Origin of the sequence: Vibrio sp. Vb2880 (assembly GCF_033337975.1) — a bacterium.
GTDB classification, from domain to species: Bacteria; Pseudomonadota; Gammaproteobacteria; order Enterobacterales; family Vibrionaceae; genus Vibrio; species Vibrio alginolyticus.
Genome location: NZ_JAWORT010000079.1, coordinates 1 through 794 on the forward strand (window position 1 = coordinate 1; position 794 = coordinate 794).

Genomic DNA, 794 nt, shown 5'->3' on the forward strand with positions numbered 1-794 from the left:
TAACTTTGAGAGAACTACTTGGTTTTCCGAGACGTCGGAAACCGCTACACCGGAAAATCAATTGGAGAAATCACCATGGCAGTGAATGTAAACACTAACGTATCAGCGATGACCGCTCAGCGTTACCTAAACAACGCAAACTCAGCTCAACAAACTTCTATGGAGCGTTTGTCTTCAGGTTTTAAAATCAACAGCGCAAAAGATGACGCTGCGGGTCTACAAATCTCGAACCGTTTGAACGTACAAAGCCGTGGTTTAGATGTAGCGGTTCGCAACGCGAACGACGGTATCTCGATTGCACAAACTGCTGAAGGTGCAATGAATGAGACCACTAATATTCTTCAACGTATGCGTGACTTGTCTCTGCAATCAGCAAACGGTTCAAACTCGAAAGCAGAGCGCGTTGCGATTCAAGAAGAAGTGACCGCGCTAAACGACGAACTAAACCGTATCGCAGAAACCACTTCTTTCGGTGGTAACAAGCTACTAAACGGCACACACGGTGCGAAATCGTTCCAAATCGGTGCGGATAACGGCGAAGCAGTGATGCTTGAGCTAAAAGACATGCGTTCAGACAACAAAATGATGGGCGGTGTGAGCTACCAAGCTGAAAGTGGTAAAGGTAAAGACTGGAACGTTGCTGAAGGTAAGAACGACCTAAAAATCAACCTAACGGACAGCTACGGCCAAGAGCAAGAAATCAACATCAGCGCAAAAGCGGGTGACGATATCGAAGAGCTTGCGACTTACATTAACGGTCAAACTGACCTAGTGAAAGCCTCAGTAGACCAAGA

1 protein-coding gene is annotated in these 794 nt (G+C 46.3%); it reads left to right on the forward strand.

Going from position 1 to position 794, the window contains the following annotated elements; all coding sequences use genetic code 11:
- Positions 1–75 precede the first annotated feature (75 nt).
- A partial coding sequence (locus tag R7M92_RS24990) for a flagellin (RefSeq protein ID WP_318134577.1) occupies positions 76–794 on the forward strand: 719 nt, incomplete at its 3' end.